Origin of the sequence: Bradyrhizobium sp. PUT101 (assembly GCF_052043945.1) — a bacterium.
In the GTDB taxonomy this organism is placed as follows: domain Bacteria; phylum Pseudomonadota; class Alphaproteobacteria; order Rhizobiales; family Xanthobacteraceae; genus Bradyrhizobium.
Genome location: NZ_CP197207.1, coordinates 6,121,510 through 6,140,676 on the forward strand (window position 1 = coordinate 6,121,510; position 19,167 = coordinate 6,140,676).

Genomic DNA, 19,167 nt, shown 5'->3' on the forward strand with positions numbered 1-19,167 from the left:
ATCTCGGCACCGTCGGCTTGCGAAAGATCAAGTGCGCAGCACATGCCGGCTCTAGCTGTGAACATTGATGACGATCGAACCAGACGAGAACGGCTCTTCGCGGGCGAGGTCGCGATTCTGGCAGAGCGCCTCCGGCTTCTGGCGGGGAGCATCGGCTTGGCGCGTATGGGTGCTATGCGTGCTATTGGTGGCGGTCGTCATCCTCCAGCTCTACGTGCAATTTCGCTTCAATTACTGGAACCGCGACTTCTTCGATGCGCTCGAGAGCCGCGATTCTGCGCGGCTGAGGGGGCAGGCGTTCCTGCTCGTCCCTTTGTGCATCGGGAGTATCACGCTCGCCGTGGCGTCGGTCTGGGGCCGCATGACCGTGCAGAGAAAATGGCGGGAATGGCTGACCGGCAAGGTGATCGACTATTGGGTCGAGGATGACCGTTATGCCCGCCTCGCGGCTGTGCAGAGCGAGCAGCAGATTCCCGAATACCGGATCGCCGAGGACGTCAGGATCGCAACGGATGCGCCGATCGACTTGGCGCTCGGACTGGTGTCCGCGCTGCTCAGCGCGGTCATTTTCATTCAGGTCCTCTGGACGGTCGGTGGCGACATCGCGCTGCCTGTGGGAAGTCATTCCGTCCGGATTCCGGGCTACCTTGTCGTCGGGGTGGCGCTCTATTCCAGCATCGTGACGATTGCGATGATGACGGTCGGGGCGCCGCTGACCCGGCTGGTTCAGATCAAGAACCAGGCGGAGGCGGAGTTGATCACGGCGGCACACCAGCTCCGCGATATCGGGGAGGGCATCGCGCCGCAAGGGCAACGGCCGGAAGTCTGCCGTGACCTTCGCAGCACTCTCAGGACCACCATGGACCAGTGGCGCCGCCTGTGCTGGCAGCTGATGCGGACGACGATCGTGTCGCATGGCAACTCGCTTCTGGCACCGATCATCGGGCTGGTGCTCTGCGCGCCGAAATTTCTCTCCGGGGCCATGACACTGGGCGAGCTCACACAAGCCGCCGCGGCTTTCACGCTGGTGCAGGCCTCGTTCAACTGGATTGTCGACAATTATGGGCGTATTGCCGATTGGATGTCGTCGCTGGGACGGGTCGGCAGTCTCCTGCTGTCGCTCGACCGTCTCAACCGGGAAACGCCGCCGCAGCAGGCAGAGTCCGCGACGCTTCCGACCGGCTCGGTCAAATTGCTGTCGAGAGAATGACTTGCTCGGCGAGACGTTTGATGTCGTCGGGCCGGCAGAGTTCTGTGCCGGGATTGAGCAGGGCCGCGGCGCCGGCGGCGACGGCCTGTCGAAAGCAGTGTTCGAGGCTGGCTCCAGATGCCAGCGCGTAGACCAGCGCGCCGAGAAAACTGTCACCTGCGCCAACGGCGCCGACGGGTACGATCGCGAGAGGTTTGGCGCGCCACACGCGGTCGCTCGTCACCAGCGCGGCGCCGAGATGTCCCATCGTAAGGGCGACCATCGCCGCTTTGCCGCTGCGCACCAGCGTTCCGGCAGCAGCTTCCCATTCGGCGGGATCAGACGGCTCGCGGCCGACCAGCTCGCGCATCTCCCGCAGGTTCGGCTTGACCAGTTCGACCCCTTCCGCCACCGCAGCAACGAGGGCCTGACCCGAGGTATCAAGGATCATCTTGGCGCCGCGCTGTTTGACGATCCTTGCGACCCTTGCATAGAAGTCGTCGGGCACCCCTGTCGGCAGGCTTCCGCTGGCAACCACGAAGCTGGGAAACGGCTGCAGCGCCGACAGCAGGGCAAGGCATCTCTGCCATTCGTGCTCTGCAAGAGGCGGCCCTGGCAGGATGAAGCGATAGGGCTGGCCCGTGCCGATCTCGCGGACGAAGAAGTCTTGCCGGGTCTCGCCGGCGATCGGAAAGGTCAGGCTTTCGACGCCCTCCTTGTCCAGCAATTGACGCAGCAGGTCTCCCGTGAGGCCGCCCACCGGATAGAGCGCGGTGGCATTGCCGCCGAGGCGCTTGACCACGCGCGCAACGTTGATGCCGCCGCCGCCGGGATCGCGGCGCTGCCCGATGCCGCGCAGCTTGGCGACAGGAACGATCCTGTCCACCGATGTCGACAAGTCGACCGCCGGATTGGGCGTGATTGTGAGGATCGCGCTCATCGGCTCAGCTGGACACCGTGGAGGCGGCCATCGCGCCGGGCGTTGCCGTCACGTTGTCGAGCGCCGCGCGGTCTGCGGCAACTTGCGACCGTCGCGACGACCGAATGAGATCCGAATACCAGTGCGCCGACGCCTTCGGGGTTCGCTTCTGCGTGGCAAAATCGACATTCACGAGACCGAAGCGTTGCGAATAGCCCGATGCCCACTCGAAATTGTCGAGCAGCGACCACACGAAATAGCCCCTGACGTCGGCTCCGGCCCGCATCGCTTCCTGCATTGCCCTCGTGTAGGCGTCGAGATAGGCAATTCGTGCGGTGTCCTGAACGCGGCCGCTATCGTCCGGCTTATCGTCCGCGGCGGTTCCGTTCTCCAGCACGTAGATCGGCAACCCGAAGCGCCGGTGGATGTCCAGCAGCGTATCGCGGAACGCGTCGGGAATGATGGGCCAGCCGATGGTGGTGCGGCGTACGCCATCCGGCGGTGCACCGAAGCCGGCGCCGATCGGATTGCTGTCGGCCTTGATGTAGTGCGGCGAATAGTGGTTGAGCCCGAACCAGTCGACCGGCCGTGCGATCTGCGCCATGTCACCGGGCTTGACGTAAGGCTCGATGGCCTCGGCAAGCTCCGGGGGATAGTAGGCAAAGTGCTGCGGATACGGGAACGCGTCATTCCAGTACGGCGCAAGGCGCTGCGTCGCCGCAACGTCCTCCTCTCGCGTAGTGGCGGGATAACAGGGCTGGCGGTTGTGAATGGCACCGAGCGATGCGTCGGTCACCGATTGCCGGAGGACGTCGATGGCACGGCCGTGACTCAGGTTGACGTGGTGAATGGCTCGGTGCAAGGCGCCCCTGTCGGCAATGCCGGGCGCGTTCCAGCCGAGACCGTATCCGAACAGCGTGAATACGCATGGCTCGTTGAAGGTGGCGAACCGCTTGACCCGATCGCCGAAGCGTCGGGCCGCCAGCGCAGCATAATCGGCGAACCATCCCGCGATGTCCCGGTTCTGCCAGCCGCCAAGATCCTGCAGCGCCTGCGGCAGATCCCAGTGATAGAGACAGATCCAGGGTTCTATGCCGGCAGTCAGAAGTGCATCGACGAGCCTGTCGTAGAAATCGAGGCCCGCCTCGTTCGCAGCCCCGCGACCGCGAGGCAGGATGCGCGGCCACGAGATCGAGAAGCGGTAAGCGCCGACGCCGATATCGTGCATCATCGCGATGTCTTCACGGTAGCGGTGATAGTGATCGCAGGCGATATCGCCGGTATCGCCATTCTTGATGCGGCCCTTCTGTTGGCAATAGCTGTCCCATATGCTGTCGCCGCGCCCATCCACATGGGAAGCGCCCTCGATCTGGAAGCTCGAGGTCGAGACGCCCCAAAGAAATGAATTCGCTGCCGGCACGCGCGTCTGAGGTGAGGGAGCGGCTCCGCCTGTCATTGTCATGTGCCTGCCTTGCGATGGCGCTGTTCAGATTGTGTTGGGTCCACAATGCTGCTCTTTGCCGATCACCGTTTGACCGAGATCAACCGCCGGGGCTTGCAACGGGCGAGTGGAGCGGGCCGGGTTTAGCGCAGCGGGCCGGCTCTCAACGTTTCGAGGTACGCCACGATCTCGTCGATCTGGTACTCCGCGAGCCGCGGGTTCGGCATGGCCTGGTCAGGTCCGAGCCTGCGGTGGCCCGATGCCAGGAACTGCCTGATGTCATCGGTGGAGAACGAGGGACGATTGACGATCTCCATGAGGCTCGGCGCCGGGGGGCGGGACGCGGGCGATTCCCTGGCGGCATCCTCGACGATATGGCAGGTTCCGCAGGAGGCGTGGGCCAGCGCCCGGCCTTCGGTGACCTGATCGACGAACAATTGGTTGGTGACAGGCGGGCGAACCGGTACCTGGATTGTGATCGAGGCGTAGCCGCTGGCCCGATGGCAGCTGTTGCATTCGTTCGTGAGGGCCGAATAGGCCTTGGTGAAGGCAGGCACGTTTTTCTGTCGGATCGCCTCGCGTGCGGCTTGCAGCTGAACCTTTGCAGGAGCGATCCGCGATGGGTCGGGCAAGAGCTTGCCCGCCGCTTCGAGACTGGCATCGATCCGTTGGATCTCGTAGCTCGCCAGACCCCAGTTGCTGAGCTTCCCCGCAAACCAGAGCTTGGCATGCTGGAGCTGAAGCCGGGTCATGAGATCGGAGAGCGCGGCAGAGACGTCGACCGACGTCGTTGCGGCCGGCGCTCCGGCGCTCGGCGCCGCGACTGCCGCAAGGATCGCGGCCATGAACAATGCTTGCAGGCGCATGCCCAATGTCCAGATTCGACGGCAGCATGGCCCTCGATCGCGGCCGGGCGGTTGATCTCGATCAAGCCCCTGTCAGGGGCGGCGACTACCTGTGAGTTCTCTCTGGAGTTGAAGACATGCGCGCGCACCAGATAATGTCCCGGCGAGTGATAGCTATTCGGCCCGAGGCTTCGATCGCCGATGCCATCAGGGTCATGCTCGGTCACCACATCAGTGGACTGCCGGTCACGGATGCGACGGGAAAGCTCGTTGGCATCATTTGCGAAAGCGACTTCCTCAGGCGGGCGGAGCTCGAAACGGAGCACACGCGCAACCGGCTGCTGACCGTCCTGCTCGGAACGGACCGAATCGCGCGCGAATTCGTCAAGGAGCACGGGCGCAAGGTCGAGCAGGTGATGACGCGTGATCCGGCGACGACCAGGGAAGAGACTCCCCTCGAGGAGATTGCCGACCTGATGGAGCGCCGAAACCTGAATCACGTTCCGGTCATGCGCAATGATCGCGTTGTCGGCATCATTACCCGGTCCGACTTCCTGTCCGCAGTTGCCGGCCCGTTGACCGGCGCACCCGGCTATTCGGAAAACGACAATCATATCCGCCGTTCGGTCCTCGCGGCGATGGCCGGGATGCCTTGGCAGCCCGTCGGCTTGAACGTGAGCGTCAGGGACGGCTTCGTGACGCTGCGGGGCGTCGTCAAAGGTGACAACGCCCGCCGGGCGGCTGTCGTGGCTTGCGAGAACGCTTCAGGCGTTCGCGGCGTCGATGACCGCCTGTGCCTTGAATCGATCAGTCCCGATCCGGAGGACGATTACGGCGGCGGTGACTTCGTCTCGCTGCAGGCAGAACCATCCACGGTCGATGACGAACCGTTGTAACGATCTTCACTGACGCTGCCGTCTCCCGACGGGCGACCGCGCGGATCGGCCTAGTTTTCCGTCCTCGGATGGGTGAGATCGGGATTCGCAGTCCGGCCGGGTGTCGAACGGACCGGCTGCTTGGCAGCTCTGGCGGTCGACGAAACATAGAGCGCGAGTTCGAGGATGCCATACATCGCGAGTAGCATCAGCGCCTTGATTGCCTCGTTGGTCATCTGAGTATCCTCCAACAGCCGATCTCGACTAGCGTTGGGCCATTTCGGTCAGTGCGTGCATTGGACGTGCCTGATGGACGGCCAGAGTCTTCGCCTTCTGCAAGCCTGATTCAGGCTGGGCCAAGTGCACGGTCAGCGTGGTCGCTGCGACGGCGATGCCGGCAAGCAATCCGCTGACGACCACTTTCAGATGCGTTGCCTTGTCCGCAGTGTAAATCGAGTGGTTCATTTGCAGGCCCCCGCGCCGGTGCGTGCTGACGAACCCTTACTAGCGGATAAATTGTCCGGCCGAAATTTGGGAGCTTCACCTAAGGTGATGTCCGTAGCCGCACGGAAAAGCGCGCAACGCCTGCACTCCCGGGGTACCGGCTCATCGCCATACCTTTGCTGTGCCGGCCGACGCCATCGGGCGGCTCCGCACCCAGGTTTGGCGGGCGAGCCGGTCGGCGGCGACTAGCGCGGTGCCTGTCGGTCCCGCCCGGTAAAGGCGGCAATCAGCCCGACCAGGACAGTCACGAGCAACATGGTCACGATGGTCTGGATCAAGCCGAAGTTCAGTGCGTCACGTGCCACGAACAGCGCCGTGATCGGCGCTGCTATGGCGAAGAGAATCCGAACGAACCATCCGAGCATGCTGACCTCGACCCGCGGGGAGCTCAGCCAGCGGCCTTCATGTCTTCGGGCGATTCCACATAGAGCCCGGTATAGGTATCGACGAAGCAGAGATGGTCGTGAACTTCCTTGACGCCGGCGGTGCTTTCGGCAGCGACGATCGCGGCCTGACGGGCCTCATCGGTGGTGACGAGGCCGTGCAGATGCACGACGCCTTTGCGGACATTCACCTCAAAGCCGATCGGACGCCAGTCCGTGCCGTTGACCGCGCGTGTGATGCGCTCGCGAATGTGCTCGTCATCGGCGGTCGGATCCGGAATTTCGTGCAGGAGGCTCGCCACGGCTTGCAGCAGGTTCGTCCTCGTGACGATCCCGACGGGCGTCTTGCCCCGCATCACGGGGACGCGCTTGATGTCGTTCTTCTCCATCAGGTCGACCAGTTCGGCCAGATCTGTGTCTTCCTGCACCGAGACGACCTGCTTTGTCATGACGTCCTCCACCTTGCGGCCGCGCTCGTGAACGAACTCGGCAGCCGCGCGTCCTGGTCCCATGAAGAACTTCAGCCAGGCGGCGTGCCTGCGGCCGGTTCCGATCTCGCTGCGGCGGAGGAAGTCGCTTTCCGAGACCACGCCGACGAGATTGCCGGCATCGTCGATGACGGGCAGGCCGCTGATGTGCATTCGGAGCATGATCTTGGCCGCTTCCTCGATCGTCGTGTGCGGTGTTACGGCAACGAGGTCCTTCGTCATGATATGATGTGCGCGCATGGTGTGTCCTCGAGTTCGCTGGCGAGTTTCCTGGGGGTGAGGCGAGGCTGCGGCCGTCGCAGCCTCGCATCGGGGGCCGTCAGGCGGCCTTCACACTGATGGTCTTGGCCGGCTTCTGAGCTTCTTCGGTCTTGGGAAGGACGACCTTGAGCACGCCGTTCTTGAACGTCGCCTCGATCTTGTCGGCGTTGACGCCGTCCGGGAGCGCGAAGTAGCGCTCGAACGAGCCGTAGCGGCGCTCGGAAACGTAGTAATCCTTCTTCTTCTCTTCGGTCTCTTCCTTCTTCTCGCCTCTGATGGTGAGACCTCCGTTGACGAGCTTGACGTCGATGTTCTTCTCGTCGAGGCCGGGAAGCTCAGCCGTGATCTCGTAGGCCTTGTCGCTTTCGGCGATGTCGACGGCCGGCGCATTGAAGTTCTTGGACAGGTCGCGCTCCAGCCGTGCGAGCGAGCGGAACGGCCGTTTCCAGAAGCCGCTGCCGAAATCGTCGAAGATCTGGTCGATTTCGTTTCTCAACGCCTGGAACGGCTGCCATGCCTCGCCGGCGGCTGCAGGTGCGGTGGACGTCTTGGTGACAGGAAGTTTGGTTTCGGTCGCCATGATCATGTTCTCCATCGAGTTTGACCATTCCGGTCGCAACGAAGGATAGTCTCTGCCATCGTGCACTGGTTGATTTCGCTCAAATTCAAGAGCTGCGCGCGCGAAATCGGATGCGTCGGAAGCGCATAGGACGATCATGTCACATGCGGGTGTGGAACTCGTCGTTCCGCATTCCTGCGTCGAGCAAAATGGGGCAGGTCCAGAGACGTTTCTCGGCTGTAGGGGCAGTCGAGAACATGTGGGCGTTTATGAAGCCGGTCTCCTTGGCAACCATTGGTCGCCAAGTTTCACGTAAGAGCGCTTCACGGCAGCCCAGGCCGTGCGGTGAGCGATCTCTTCCTGCCGGAGGTCCCCGGCATGCGAGGTGAAGGCGTGGTTGAATGCCTCCCGGTAGATGTCCAGGGCATGAGGTGGCAAGTGGTGCCGTACGCCAGGGGGAAGGTCCTTGTTCGAGCGATAGGGCATCGTTGCATCCTGTGCGGAATCTTTGCGCCTCTTGCGCCGACGGCTGATGGCTCTGCGTTCGCTGCAGGCCTGCGGCTGCTACATTGCCATGTCGGACTCGGGCAGCCGCTCGCGCTTCGGCTCCGGAATCTCCGTCATCGTCGCCTCCGTCAGAAGAAGCACGCTTGCGACGGACACCGCATTTTCGAGCGCGGTCCGTACGACCTTCACCGGATCGACGATGCCGGCTTCCACGAGGTCGACATAGACCTTCCGGGCGGCATCGAAGCCGGAATTGCCCTCGCTGGCCAGCATCCGGGCAACGACGACGCCGCCATCGGTTGCGGAATTTTCGGCGATCTGGCGCGCGGGAGCTTCGAGCGCGCGCTTCAGGATCTGCACGCCCGTTCTTTCGTCGCCCTCGCAGGTGGCCTCCTCCTTGGCCACCGCCGCGATCGTGCGGAGCAGCGCAAGCCCGCCGCCCGGCACGATGCCCTCGGCCACCGCAGCTTTGGTCGAGCTGATCGCATCGTCGAGCGCTTCCTTCTTCGCCTTCATCTCGGCTTCGGTCGGTGCTCCCACCCGGATGACGGCGACGCCGCCCGATAGCTTGGCGAGGCGCTCTTCGAGCTTCTCGCGGTCGTAGTCGCTGGTGGCTTTCTCGATCTCGACGCGGATCTGAGCGAGCCGTGCGTCGATACGGGCGCGATCGCCGCCACTCCCGATCAGGGTGGTATTCTCCTTGTCGGCGACCACCCGTGCGGCGCGACCGAGCTGTTGGAGGGTGGCACTTTCCAGTTTGAGCCCGATCTCCTCCGAGATCACCTGCGCGCCGGTAAGGATGGCAATATCTTCCAGCATGGCCTTGCGCCGGTCGCCGAATCCGGGCGCCTTGACTGCGCATGCCTTGAGCACGCCGCGAAGCTGATTGACGATGAGGGTCGCCAGCGCTTCGCCCTCGATGTCCTCGGCGATGATCAGAAGCGACCGGCCGCTCTTGGCGACCTGCTCGAGCAGGGGAACCAGATCGCGCAGGGCCCCGATCTTGTGATCACAGAGCAGCACGTAGGGATCCTGCAATACGGCTTCCATGCGGTCGGCATCCGTGACGAAGTAGGGCGACAGGAAGCCGCGATCGAACTTCATGCCTTCCACGACTTCCAGCAGCGTCTCGGTGGTCTTGGACTCCTCCACCGAGATCACGCCGTCACCGCCGACCTTCTCGATCGCATCCGCCACCAGCTCGCCGATGGAGATGTCGTTGTGCGCCGAGATCGTGGCGACCTGAACCTTTTCCGCCCTGGTCTTCACCGGCTTCGCCATGGCGTGCAGGGCGGCGATGGCGGCCTGTGTCCCGCGATCCAGGCCGCGTTTGAGGTCGATCGCGCTCGCGCCGGCGACGACGTTCCGGACGCCGTCCGCGAGGATGGCATGGGCCAGGATGGTCGACGTGCTGGTGCCGTCGCCGACGACATCGCCGGTCTTCTCGGCGGCCTGCCGCAGCACCTGGGCGCCCAGGTTCTCTTCCGCGTCCTTGAGATCGAATTCCTTGGCAATGGTGACCCCATCGTTGCACACGATGGGTGCGCCCCACGACTTCTGGATCAGGACGGATTTCGACTTCGGCCCGAGCGTGACGCGCACGGCATCGGCGAGAAGGGACGCGCCGCGCAAGATTTTTTCACGAGCCGCCGAGTGAAACAGGACCTGCTTGTGCGCCATTTTACATGTCCTCTGCTTTGCTGCCGCTGCCAGTGCGATTTTGCAGACCAGTTTGGACGAGTGAGCTGCAGCCGGATTGATCTTCGTCAACGTGAGCACATCAGCGTCGAAGCTCCCAAGCGGCGGTGCTTTCGACAGGCCGTCGATCGGTGCAAACGCGACAATGTTTTAAGACAGCGCGCATTTTGCCGGCAGCGCGTTGACTTGGCGCAATCTGGAACAGGGGCGGTGCGGTATTCAGTTCGGCGGAATTCGCAGCAGCGCAGAGTCATGGTAGAGCAAACACTATCCGTTTCGAAGCAGGAGCACACGACCCGGCTCTCCGCCGCGTCGGCGTGGTCAGGAGTCCTCGCCCACAAATGGTTTGTGCTCGCGATCCTTGTTCTGCTCGCCCTTGGTGCCTGGCAGGGCGTCCGCATCCTGTTCGGACCTGCCGTCGTGGTCGACCAGGTCGCGCGCGGGCGATTGATCGAGACCGTGGTGGCGAGCGGGCATGTCGAGACACCGTACCGCGTCGAGATCGGCAGCCAGATCACTGGCACGGTCGCGGACGTGCTGGTGCATGAAGGCCAGAAGGTCACCAAGGGGCAGCCGCTGATCTCGCTGGAGGCACGGGAACTCAAAGCGAGCGTGATCCAGGCGCAGGGGGCGGTAGCCCAGGCCGAAGCCCGGATCAGGCAGCTCGAAGAGCTGACGCTGCCCTCCGCGAAGGAGGCTCTGACACAAGCGCAAGCGACGCTTCTGAACGCCCAGCAGACCTATAACCGCACGGCGCAGCTCGAACACAATGGCTACGCGACCAAGGCAGCCCTGGATGACGCACAGAAGACGCTCGATGTCGCGCGCGCCGTGAAACGTGCGGCGGAGTTCCAGGTCTATACCGCAAGCCCGGGCGGCAGCGACTATGTCATGGCGCAGACGCAGCTCAACCAGGCACGAGCCAATCTGGACACGGCGGAATCCCGCTTGGGCTATGCCACGATCGTGGCCCCTCGCGACGGCGTTCTCATCACCCGGAACGTCGAGCGCGGCACCGTGGCGCAGGCGGGAAAGGCGCTACTCGTGCTCGCGCCGTCAGGTGACTTGCAGCTCGTCTTGCAGATCGACGAGCGCAATCTCGGGAAGCTCGCGCTCGGACAGAACGCGCTGGCTTCCGCGGATGCTTACCCGGACCGGCATTTTGCCGCCAGGGTCTCCTACATCAATCCGGGCATCGACATTTCCCGCGCGACCGTTCAGGTCAAGCTGACGGTGGTGAAACCATCCGACGAGCTGCGCCAGGACATGACCGTCTCGGTCGACATCGAGGTTGCCGCGAAAGACGATGCGAAGGTGCTGCCCGTTCGCTCGGTCCATGACGTCCTGTCCGGACAGCCCTGGGTCCTGACCATGGAGGGCGGTCGCGCGGTCAAGCGTCCGGTGAAGCTCGGCTTGCGCGGCAACAGCAACATCGAGATCGTCGAGGGGCTGGAAGCCGGTGACGTCGCGATTCCGCAAAGCTCGGGCGTGGTGACCGGGCAGCGCGTGCGGCCCGTCCTGCCATGAATCGCTGGCTTCCATTCGAGTGGATCGCTGCCGTGCGCTTCCTGCGTGAGGGCAGATTACAGACCGCTTTCATCATCGGCGGCATTTCGATCGGCGTTGGCGTCATTGTCTTCATGTCGGCGATGCTCGCGGGCATGGAGGCGAATTTCATCAAGCGCGTGCTGACATCGCAGCCGCAGATCCAGCTCCTCACGCCGGATCAGGTCGCGCGCCCCCTGCGCAACGCCGCCGGCGAGATCGAGGACGCGGTGGTGCAACGGCCGAGCCAGCGGGTGATCTCGATCGACCAGTGGCCGAAGATCAGAGCCCAGATGCTGGCGATGCCGGAAGTCACCGCAGTCTCACCCACCATTACCGGATCCGCGCTGGCCATCCGCGGCGACGCCAGCCGGGCGGTGACGCTGACCGGAATCGAGCCGGACACCTATTTCAACATCGTCAAGGTGCCGGACTACATCGTCGCCGGCACCGCGCGGCTGACCAGCGAAGACATCATCATCGGCACCGAGCTCGCCAAGAATCTCGGCGCCACTGTGGGTGACAAGCTGAACCTTCAGGCGGCAAGCTCTGCCAACCGGGTGCTGACGATCTCCGGCCTGGTCGATTTCGGCAACAAGGGGGCCAATCAGCGCGTGGCCTTCATCGCACTGCGGACCGGACAGTCTCTGCTCGGCATGATCGGCGGCGTCACCACCATCGACATGACGATCAAGGACATCTATGCGGCCGAAACCATCGCCAGGCGGATCCAGGCCGCGACGGCCGTCGAGGCCGATAGCTGGATCGCCACCAACGCGCAGTTCTACACCGCCGTCCAGGCGCAGATCTACACGAACACCTTGATCCGTGTGTTCGTGGGCCTGTCTGTGGCCTTTGGCATTGCCGCGGTGCTCATCGTCTCGGTGATCCAGCGCTCCAAGGAGATCGGCATCCTCAGGGCGATGGGCACCTCGCGCGGCCAGATCCTGCGGGTGTTCCTGCTCCAGGGTGGTCTGCTCGGCTTTATTGGCTCGCTGTTCGGCGCGACGATGGGCGCCCTTGCGCTGATCTATTGGCACGCTGTTGCCCGCCAGGCGGATGGAAGCGAGTTCTTTCCGTTGATCCTGGAGCGAAACCTCTTCATCTATACGGCGGTGCTCGCCACGGTCACCGGCCTGTTGGCTGCGACAGCGCCGGCGGTGCGCGCGGCGAAACTCGATCCGGTGGTAGCGATCCGTGGCTGACGAGATCCTGAGGCTCGAGCGCGTTTGCAAGGCCTACAATGTAGGCCTGCCGACGGAGGTCGAGGTATTGCACGACATCGATCTCGAACTCGCTCATGGCGAGTTCCTGGCCTTGATGGGTCCGTCCGGCTCCGGCAAGAGCACGCTGCTCAACATCGTCGGTCTGCTCGATCGGCCGACGTCAGGCCGGCTCCTCATCAAGGGACGCGACACCGGGCTGCTGGGTGACAACGAGCTCACGCATCTCAGGGGCCACACCATCGGCTTCGTGTTTCAGCATCATTTGCTCATCTCTGCCTTCACCGCGCGCGAAAACATCATGATGCCGATGCTCGCGGACCGCGGATTTCCGAGTGCCGAGATCGGGGCCCGGGCCGATCGCCTCCTTGCCGAGGTCGGTCTCGAGAGATTCGGAAACAATCTTGCCAACAACATGTCGGGCGGCCAGCAGCAGCGGGTGGCCGTGGCCAGGGCGCTCGCGATGAATCCGGATCTCGTGCTGGCGGACGAGCCGACCGGCAATCTCGATTCGAAGTCGGCCGATGCCGTCTTCGAACTGATGCGACGGGTCAATCGGGAGAGCGGCACCAGCTTCCTGCTCGTCACCCACAATCTGGACCTCGCGCGCCGCTGCGACCGCATCATCCAGGTGGTCGACGGCCGGATTGCGCAGCATTGAACGCTGGGAATCCAGCGCAAGCGTCATGTGCTGTCAGTCCTGTCGAGTTCATCGGCCCGGTCGTGTGGGACCGCGGTGTTGACCTGAATCAAGCAGAGGTCGCCGTTCTCCATTACCATTTACAGCGCAGCCGACGGTGATGGGAGAAGCAGAGTGGAGTCCGATCAAGGTTCACGGAAGCAGACTATGGTCATGGCCGCTGTTTTGGCAGGCGGCCTGCTGCTCGTCATGCTGCAGTTCGGGCTCGCGACGTACAGTTCAATCGAAACCATTCCCTACAGCCAATTCGAGCAGCTACTTGCGCAGGACAAGATCGCCGAGGTGTCCGTCGGCTCGGATATGATTCAGGGGAAATTGAAAGAACCGCTTCCGAGTGGAAAGTCCGCATTCATCACGGCGCGGGTCGATATGGCTTTGGCCGAGAAGCTCGCGGCAAAAGGCGTGAGCGTGACCGGCGTTCCCAGTGGCGGTCTGCTGCAGAGCTTGCTGTCCTGGATCTTTCCGGTCATCGCCTTCTTCGTGATCTGGTTCTGGATCGGCCGCCGCATGGGAGGCGGCCAGGGCCTGGGCGGGCTGATGGCGATCGGCAAATCCCGCGCAAAGGTCTATGTCGAAAAGGACATCAAGGTCACCTTCGCGGATGTCGCCGGAGTGGACGAGGCGAAGTTCGAGCTCCAGGAAGTCGTTTCATTCCTCAAGGACCCCAAGAGCTATGGCCGATTGGGGGCGCATGTACCCAAGGGAATATTGCTGGTCGGACCGCCGGGAACGGGAAAGACGCTGCTGGCCCGCGCCGTGGCGGGAGAGGCCGGCGTTCCGTTCTTCTCGATCTCGGGCTCGGAATTCGTTGAGATGTTCGTTGGTGTCGGCGCAGCGCGCGTCCGGGATCTGTTCGAGCAGGCCCGAAAGGCGGCACCGTGCATCATCTTCGTCGACGAACTCGATGCGCTGGGACGCAGCCGCGGGCCGCTGTCGTTCGGAGGTTACGACGAGAAGGAGCAGACCCTCAACCAGCTCCTGTCCGAGCTTGACGGCTTCGACCCGAGCGCCGGCGTCATCCTGCTGGCGGCCACCAATCGCCCCGAGATCCTGGACCCCGCACTGCTGCGCGCGGGCCGCTTCGACCGGCAGGTTCTGGTTGACCGGCCGGACAAGAACGGGCGCGTCGCCATTCTCAAGGTCCATGTCCGCAAGATCCGTATGGGCAAAGACGTCGACCTCGACAAGGTGGCGGGACTCACGACCGGATTTACCGGCGCCGACCTCGCAAACCTCATCAACGAAGCCGCGATCGCCGCGACCAGACGGAGCGGTGAGGAGGTCACGTTCGATGATTTCGTCACGGCGATCGAGCGGATCGTGGCCGGCATCGAGAAGAAGAGCAGGGTACTCAGCAAGGACGAACGGCGCAGGGTCGCCTATCATGAGATGGGCCATGCCCTCGTTGCGGCCAGCCTGCCCGGCGTCGACCCGGTGCAGAAGGTCTCGATCATTCCGCGCGGGATCGGCGCATTGGGATACACCATCCAGCGTCCGACCGAGGACAGGTTCCTGCTGACGATCGAGGAGCTCAAGAACCGCATAGCGGTGCTGATGGGGGGACGCGCATCGGAGCGTCTGATCTTCGACGGCGCAATCTCCACCGGCGCCGCCGACGATCTTCAGCGTGCGACCGAGGTCGCGATTGAAATGGTGACCAAGTACGGCATGGACGAGACGGTGGGGCAACGCACCTATGCGCCCAAGCCGCAAGCGTTTCTCGGGGCGGCCCAGGACAAGATCGTCGGGGCTGCCGAGGCAACGGGCCGCGAGATCGATCTCGCCGTCCGCAACCTGATCGAGGAGGGGGACCGCCGCGCCCGGGATATCCTCCAGCGGCGGCGTGGTGACCTGGACGCCGGTGTGGAGCTGTTGATCGCGAACGAAACGGTGACGTCCGAGCAGTTCGCGCCGCTGCAAGGCAAGCGCAGCGAGGAGAGCAAGCCTGTCGCGGCGTGATTGCGCCACGCATGAACAGCCGCGGCTTGCTTTGCAGGAACTCGCATCAAGCCTGCCGAGGCCATCAAAGGCCGCGCGAGTTGATCTTCCTGCGCAGGCGATGACACGTATCTTCCAGGAGAGTTTGAAGATTCTCGATGTTCACCAGCAACTCCTCTGCGTGTCGCCGTTCTGGCGTTCCGAAAGCAAAACCGTCGCGCAGATGCGCGACGGTCTCCACGCGCTTGCGTCCGGTTGCGGCTCGATTCTCGAAGAACTCGAGTTGCTCCAGATCATGGCCGAGCCCGTCCACTTCGGAAATCAGCATCTTGGTGATCGCGCTTCGGCGGTCAGGCATGAGGTCGGCGCCGTTTAACAGCGCGATGTAATGATCGACATTCGCCCGAGCGATGTAGCTATGCATGGCGCACTTCCCGCAATGTAACCCTATATTACCACCGCAACGGCAGGCGGCGAAAGACGACGCCTTTGGGTAGGCAAGGTCATAGCGGTATTATAATAGCGAATATGAAGCAGGTCATCCAAAATGTACCTGATCTTCCCGAATGGCGATCCAAGTCGCGAAACAGATGTCGCGGCAGATCGGGCTTGATGCCGATCAAGCCCGGGATTCGCGGGCTCGTTAGTATTCGACTTGCGTAACCCGACCCCACGGTTACGTCCCCAAGTCGCCGCCGAGGTTCATCCCACCGCATCTCGGCGGCTCTTTTTTTCGATGATTATTTCAGCCAAGCTGTGTGGGGCCGCGGGAATGAGCCGATGCCCACCTACTATTTCGATATCAAGGACGGCGTGCCCGTCCGCGACAAGTCAGGATTGGAGCTTGTGAGTGACGGTGCCGCCATTGCACACAGCAAGATTCTCGCCGACAAGATGCGCAGAGAGAAACCTAAAGGCCATCCCGCGCTCCAGATCGTCGTCATCGACGAGAGCGGCCGGGAAGTTCACCGCGAACAGATCTATTCAAACGTGATCTGAGCACCGGTAAAGGGATGTAGTGCGACTCTCTCTCTGCCGGAGCCCATCGCCCCACATCGCGGAATTCGGCCGCCTCATTGATTTGGCGCAAAGCGGCAGGCCGATCGGCTTCTAGCTTAACCTAAAGCGCCGGGTTGGAGTGCTTGTGTCCTCGCCCAACAGGTGCTGACCGGAAGGTGCCTGGGAGGGGGGAAGCACTATGAAGCGGCAGCACGTCAAGCAGACCGTATCGTTTCAGGAGCGCCTTTCCGCGTGGGCCGAACAGCTTCGTGAGCGGGCCGCCAGGTTGAAGCCTGGCCGCGAGCAGGACGAGCTGCTGGCGAAGGTTCGTCAGGCCGATGTCGCAGCTCACCTCGACGAATGGGCCAACTCTCGGGGTCTTCAGCCTCCAAAGTAGGGTTGCTCTGCTTCCAGCTGAATGCGGCTCCGGTCGGTGCGCTGCCGCCTTCACGCGCGGCATCGGCCCAGATCGACTGCCTCAGGTGTCAGGCGCTGAGATTGCCAGGCGCTTGGCGACGTTCGCCGAGATCAGATAGACAGCTGCGATGGCAATTATCGCCGCAACTATTCCTCCTGAAAGCGCGGTAAAGCCAAACAGCCCGCGCCACGGACCGAGCGCAAGCGCCAGTCCGGCGAGAAGGGCGCCGACAGACGTCGCGATCAGGATGTTGTGGGGGCGGTTCGCGCGCCAGGGCATGCGGCGAGACCGGATGACGAAGATGACCAGGATCTGGGTGAGTATCGATTCCACGAACCACCCGGTTCGAAACAGTGCTGCATCCGCCTCGAACACCTCGAGGAGAACGACGAAGGTGATCGCATCGAACAGGGAGGACGCCATTCCCATGACGATGGAGAAGCGCAGGATGCCGGCCATGTTCCACGTTTCGGGCTGGGCCACGTCTTCGCGGTCGACCTCGTCGAACGGGATGCCGATTTCGGAGAGATCGTAGATCAGATTGTTCAGCAGGATCTGCAGCGGCAGCAACGGCAGGAATGGAAGAACGATCGACGCCAGGGCCATCGAAAGCATGTTGCCGAAATTCGAGCTCGTTCCCATTCGGACATATTTCAGGATGTTGGCAAAGGTTCTGCGGCCCTCGCGCACGCCGGCCGCAAGCACTGACAGGTCGGGAGTCACCAGGATCATGTCGGCGGCGGCGCGGGCAACCTCGGTCGCGCCCGTGACGGATATGCCGACATGGGCTGCGTGGATCGCCGGCGCGTCATTGACGCCGTCTCCCATGAAACCGACGACGTGATTGCGGTGGCGAAGTGCGGCAATGATCCGTCGCTTCTGATCGGGGTCGATTCGGGCAAACAGATCGACGTCATCGACCCGGGCGACGAGCGCGGCATCGGTGAGCCCGGAGATCTCGGCTCCGGTCATGACGCGCTCCGACGGAAGACCGACCGTTCGCGCGACATGCGAGACCACGGCGTCATGGTCACCCGAGAGGATCTTCATCGTCACACCGAGCGAGGTGAGCGCTTCAATCGCCGAGGCCGCATCCTGCTTCGGCGGATCGGCGAAGACACAGAAGCCGAGCATGGTCAGATTGGTCTCGTCCCCGACGGCAATCGTCCGTTGCCCGGCCGGAATGGACCTGATGGCGACGGCAAGAAGCCGGAAGCCGTCGCGCGCATATCGAGCCTGAATGTCCGCCATCTTCCGTTGCCATGCGGCGTCGAGCGGATGCGCCAGGCCATCGATCTCCACGGCGGCGCAGCGGGCCAGGATGGATTCCGGAGCTCCCTTTGCGATCAGCATGTGCTCGTCCTGCCTTGCGACGAGAACGGACAAGCACCTCCGCTCGAAGTCGAACGGAACTTCCGAAAGCCGGACCCAGCCGTCCGGGCCATCGCGGCTCGCTGACAGGATCGCGTCGTCGAGAGGGCTTCGGACACCAGCCTGGAACGTGCTGTTCAGGTGCGCGAAGCTCAGCACGCGATCGCTGGGCCGATCCTGCGGATCGATATGCGCCTCCAGCGTGATCCTGGCTTCCGTCAACGTGCCGGTCTTGTCGACGCAAAGCGTGTCCATCGCGCCCAGATCGTGAATGGCGGACAGTCGCTTGACGATGACTTTTCGCTTCGCCATGCGCAGTGCGCCACGAGCGAGGGTCACCGTCATCACCATGGGCAGCAGCTCGGGTGTCAGGCCGACGGCGAGTGCGACCGCGAAGAGGAAGGACTCCATTGCGGGACGATGCGCAACGAGATGAGTCATCAGCACGAAGAGGGTGAGAAAGAGTGTCAGTCGAAGGATCAGCACTCCGAGCCTTCGGACGCCCTCTTCGAGAGCGGTCGGCGGCGCGTTGGCGGCCATTGCGAGGCGATCGCGCCAAACCGCGTCCGGCTTCCGGTCCTCACGACCAACATGCTGCCGCTTCCGCCCACGGTGCTGGTCCCTGCGAACAGGGCGTTCGTGGCGTCCGCCGGCAATGCCGCCGAGCAGGGAGCGTCCGTCTTGAAGGCCGGAAACGGCTCACCCGTCATCAGGGCTTCATTGACATGTAGTTCCTGGGCATCGAGGACGATGCCATCGGCCGGTATCAGATCGCCGATGCGGAGTTTCACGACGTCCCCGGGGACGAGAGCCGTCACCGAAACGGTCATGTCCCTGCCGTCCCTGATGACGTCGGCCTGAATGGCGACAGATTCCCGCAGCGCGTCGGCCGTCCGCTCGGCGCGATGCTCCTGAACGATATCGAGCGTGATGGACAGGGACAGCACGGTCGCGATGATGGCAAAACTGCCGATGTCGCCGCTCAGCCCGGATACGAGCGCAGCCGCCAGCAGCATCGCAATCAACGGATTCCAGAGGCGTTGGCCGAGCTTGCGCAGGGCTGACCGGCTTTGGGAGGCGTCGGCGTGGTTTGCTCCGAAGACCGCCAGCCTTCGGTTCGCTTCGGTTTGTGTCAGGCCTTTCGGACCTGAGCCGAGCGCGCGGCAGAGCTCGTCCTTTGGCGCTTGCCAGAACTCGGCAGCCAACGCCTCGGCCGGAATGGATTGCGCGATCATTGGGAGGGCTCGCCGGTCACTGACATCTGGGCCAGGCGAAGCTAAGAGGCTACTCGATCCCCGGGTTGA

Annotated in this window: 19 protein-coding genes and 1 pseudogene; 8 read left to right on the forward strand and 12 right to left on the reverse strand. The window is 63.2% G+C overall.

The features are described from left to right. Positions 1-67 precede the first annotated feature (67 nt). Positions 68-1,210 (forward strand): SbmA/BacA-like family transporter, encoded by a 1,143-nt coding sequence (locus tag ACSHT2_RS29370; protein WP_440638268.1) that lies wholly within the window; start codon positions 68-70, stop codon positions 1,208-1,210. Here ACSHT2_RS29370 and ACSHT2_RS29375 read toward each other — a convergent pair. The 3 genes from ACSHT2_RS29375 to ACSHT2_RS29385 all read right to left on the reverse strand — a co-directional run bounded on the left by ACSHT2_RS29375 (position 1,188) and on the right by ACSHT2_RS29385 (position 4,415). Further along, on the reverse strand, positions 1,188-2,129 hold the full coding sequence (locus ACSHT2_RS29375) for a 1-phosphofructokinase family hexose kinase (protein ID WP_440638270.1): 942 nt from the start codon (positions 2,127-2,129) through the stop codon (positions 1,188-1,190). The two genes, ACSHT2_RS29370 and ACSHT2_RS29375, sit on opposite strands and share 23 nt — an antisense overlap. Before the next feature lie 4 nt (positions 2,130-2,133). Continuing rightward, positions 2,134-3,528 (reverse strand): GH1 family beta-glucosidase, encoded by a 1,395-nt coding sequence (locus tag ACSHT2_RS29380; RefSeq protein ID WP_440638271.1) that lies wholly within the window; start codon positions 3,526-3,528, stop codon positions 2,134-2,136. A 164-nt stretch (positions 3,529-3,692) separates the two neighbouring features. Further along, positions 3,693-4,415, reverse strand: coding sequence for a c-type cytochrome (locus ACSHT2_RS29385; protein ID WP_440638272.1), 723 nt, complete (start codon positions 4,413-4,415; stop codon positions 3,693-3,695). Positions 4,416-4,531: 116 nt separating this feature from the next. Here ACSHT2_RS29385 and ACSHT2_RS29390 point away from each other — a divergent pair, with 116 nt between their 5' ends. After that, the gene (locus tag ACSHT2_RS29390) at positions 4,532-5,290 is read left to right on the forward strand and encodes a CBS domain-containing protein (RefSeq protein WP_440638273.1); all 759 of its coding nucleotides are present in this window, start codon (positions 4,532-4,534) and stop codon (positions 5,288-5,290) included. A gap of 50 nt (positions 5,291-5,340) precedes the next feature. On the opposite strand, the gene ACSHT2_RS29395 is transcribed toward ACSHT2_RS29390, so the two are convergent. From ACSHT2_RS29395 to groL, 7 genes are all read right to left on the reverse strand, one after another. Further along, positions 5,341-5,505 carry a hypothetical protein gene (locus tag ACSHT2_RS29395; protein WP_440638274.1) on the reverse strand — a complete coding sequence of 55 codons (165 nt, stop codon included), beginning with the start codon at positions 5,503-5,505 and terminating at the stop codon, positions 5,341-5,343. A 28-nt stretch (positions 5,506-5,533) separates the two neighbouring features. After that, positions 5,534-5,734, reverse strand: coding sequence for a hypothetical protein (locus tag ACSHT2_RS29400; protein ID WP_440638275.1), 201 nt, complete (start codon positions 5,732-5,734; stop codon positions 5,534-5,536). Positions 5,735-5,958: 224 nt separating this feature from the next. Further along, a complete protein-coding gene (locus tag ACSHT2_RS29405) occupies positions 5,959-6,138 on the reverse strand; it encodes a hypothetical protein (RefSeq protein WP_124159616.1) in 180 nt (59 codons plus the stop codon). A gap of 23 nt (positions 6,139-6,161) precedes the next feature. Beyond that, the gene (locus ACSHT2_RS29410; RefSeq protein WP_440638276.1) at positions 6,162-6,884 is read right to left on the reverse strand and encodes a CBS domain-containing protein; all 723 of its coding nucleotides are present in this window, start codon (positions 6,882-6,884) and stop codon (positions 6,162-6,164) included. Between the two features lie 79 nt (positions 6,885-6,963). Further along, positions 6,964-7,485 carry an Hsp20/alpha crystallin family protein gene (locus ACSHT2_RS29415; protein ID WP_440638277.1) on the reverse strand — a complete coding sequence of 174 codons (522 nt, stop codon included), beginning with the start codon at positions 7,483-7,485 and terminating at the stop codon, positions 6,964-6,966. 246 nt (positions 7,486-7,731) lie between these two features. After that, positions 7,732-7,950, reverse strand: a complete 219-nt coding sequence (locus ACSHT2_RS29420) for a ChaB family protein (RefSeq protein ID WP_440638279.1) — start codon at positions 7,948-7,950, stop codon at positions 7,732-7,734. A 78-nt stretch (positions 7,951-8,028) separates the two neighbouring features. Further along, positions 8,029-9,651 (reverse strand): chaperonin GroEL, encoded by a 1,623-nt coding sequence (gene groL, locus ACSHT2_RS29425; protein WP_440642956.1) that lies wholly within the window; start codon positions 9,649-9,651, stop codon positions 8,029-8,031. Positions 9,652-9,921: 270 nt separating this feature from the next. Here groL and ACSHT2_RS29430 point away from each other — a divergent pair, with 270 nt between their 5' ends. The 4 genes from ACSHT2_RS29430 to ftsH all read left to right on the forward strand — a co-directional run bounded on the left by ACSHT2_RS29430 (position 9,922) and on the right by ftsH (position 15,096). Next, positions 9,922-11,196, forward strand: coding sequence for an efflux RND transporter periplasmic adaptor subunit (locus ACSHT2_RS29430; protein ID WP_440638280.1), 1,275 nt, complete (start codon positions 9,922-9,924; stop codon positions 11,194-11,196). After that, on the forward strand, positions 11,193-12,419 hold the full coding sequence (locus ACSHT2_RS29435) for an ABC transporter permease (RefSeq protein WP_440638282.1): 1,227 nt from the start codon (positions 11,193-11,195) through the stop codon (positions 12,417-12,419). The genes ACSHT2_RS29430 and ACSHT2_RS29435 overlap by 4 nt, the downstream gene beginning before the upstream one ends. Then, complete coding sequence (locus ACSHT2_RS29440) at positions 12,412-13,098, forward strand: ABC transporter ATP-binding protein (RefSeq protein WP_319331893.1); 687 nt, start codon at positions 12,412-12,414, stop codon at positions 13,096-13,098. The genes ACSHT2_RS29435 and ACSHT2_RS29440 overlap by 8 nt, the downstream gene beginning before the upstream one ends. A gap of 153 nt (positions 13,099-13,251) precedes the next feature. Continuing rightward, the gene (ftsH, locus tag ACSHT2_RS29445) at positions 13,252-15,096 is read left to right on the forward strand and encodes an ATP-dependent zinc metalloprotease FtsH (protein ID WP_440638283.1); all 1,845 of its coding nucleotides are present in this window, start codon (positions 13,252-13,254) and stop codon (positions 15,094-15,096) included. 64 nt (positions 15,097-15,160) lie between these two features. Here the strand turns inward: ftsH and ACSHT2_RS29450 are convergent, their stop codons facing one another. After that, a complete protein-coding gene (locus ACSHT2_RS29450) occupies positions 15,161-15,499 on the reverse strand; it encodes a hypothetical protein (RefSeq protein ID WP_440638284.1) in 339 nt (112 codons plus the stop codon). A gap of 356 nt (positions 15,500-15,855) precedes the next feature. Here ACSHT2_RS29450 and ACSHT2_RS29455 point away from each other — a divergent pair, with 356 nt between their 5' ends. Beyond that, positions 15,856-16,074, forward strand: coding sequence for a DUF6894 family protein (locus ACSHT2_RS29455; protein WP_319331897.1), 219 nt, complete (start codon positions 15,856-15,858; stop codon positions 16,072-16,074). 199 nt (positions 16,075-16,273) lie between these two features. Further along, positions 16,274-16,471 (forward strand): hypothetical protein, encoded by a 198-nt coding sequence (locus tag ACSHT2_RS29460; protein WP_440638285.1) that lies wholly within the window; start codon positions 16,274-16,276, stop codon positions 16,469-16,471. A gap of 81 nt (positions 16,472-16,552) precedes the next feature. Here ACSHT2_RS29460 and mgtA read toward each other — a convergent pair. Further along, a pseudogene (gene mgtA / locus ACSHT2_RS29465) lies at positions 16,553-19,098 on the reverse strand (magnesium-translocating P-type ATPase). Positions 19,099-19,167 lie beyond the last annotated feature (69 nt).